This is a genomic window from Mycobacterium kyorinense (assembly GCF_001672775.1).
Lineage (GTDB): Bacteria > Actinomycetota > Actinomycetes > Mycobacteriales > Mycobacteriaceae > Mycobacterium > Mycobacterium kyorinense_A.
Map to the genome: position 1 here is coordinate 1 of NZ_LZKJ01000168.1, position 662 is coordinate 662.

A 662-nucleotide genomic window follows, 5' to 3' on the forward strand; every position below is an offset into this window, starting at 1 on the left:
GCTTAGCCGCCGCCCCAGGCGTCACACCGGTCACTCCCGGGATGGTTGTGCCGATGTGCCCGCCTCGTAGCGACAACTGAGGATTTGGCGTGGCGACGCGGCAACAAATGGTTCACTGGGGACACTTCCGCCACGCCAGTCACGCGAGTGGCCCAGTTGTCGCTGGTGGCAGGGTGCCCGGCTCCGAGCGACACTTGGCTTGGTCGCGCAGCGCCAGCTCACGCGTGTGGATTCGGTGCTCAGTGCCACGCGGCATCCAGCCGGGTCCATATCGACCGCGCCTCAGCCGGCGCACCCGGCCGTGGCCCATTTCCCAGCGCAACGCGTCCGAGATGGATTTCGATGTCCGTCCGCCCACGGCAAAACCGTGCTGCGCGAGCGCCTCGGCCAACTCGCCGACGGTGGCGGGCCCATGGCGAAATAACTGCATTGTCAGTACGTAGCGGAGTTCGGTCCCCCGCAGTAGCAGCGACTCATTCATCGGCCGACCGTCGCATGGACGTCCGACAACCCGTTCGCTGTCGCTGATAGGCGGGCACCCCGAAACACCGGGTCAGGCCGTGACAGGTGTGGCAAACCAAGACAGGAGTGGTCAAAGTGACTCCGGCGCCGCGGCGCCACCTGGCCATACGCCGCGTTGTCGCTACGAGGCGGGCTCATCG

Annotated in this window: 1 protein-coding gene; it reads right to left on the reverse strand. The window is 66.6% G+C overall.

The genetic code is table 11. The features are described 5' to 3' along the window. Positions 1–139: 139 nt before the first annotated feature. Positions 140–481, reverse strand: coding sequence for a hypothetical protein (locus A5707_RS18430; protein WP_065012709.1), 342 nt, complete (start codon positions 479–481; stop codon positions 140–142). Positions 482–662 lie beyond the last annotated feature (181 nt).

Excerpts from the sequence above, each read along its gene's own strand:
- A5707_RS18430 (WP_065012709.1), bottom strand. The coding sequence starts at position 481 with ATGAATGAGTCGCTGCTACTGCGGGGGACCGAACTCCGCTACGTACTG.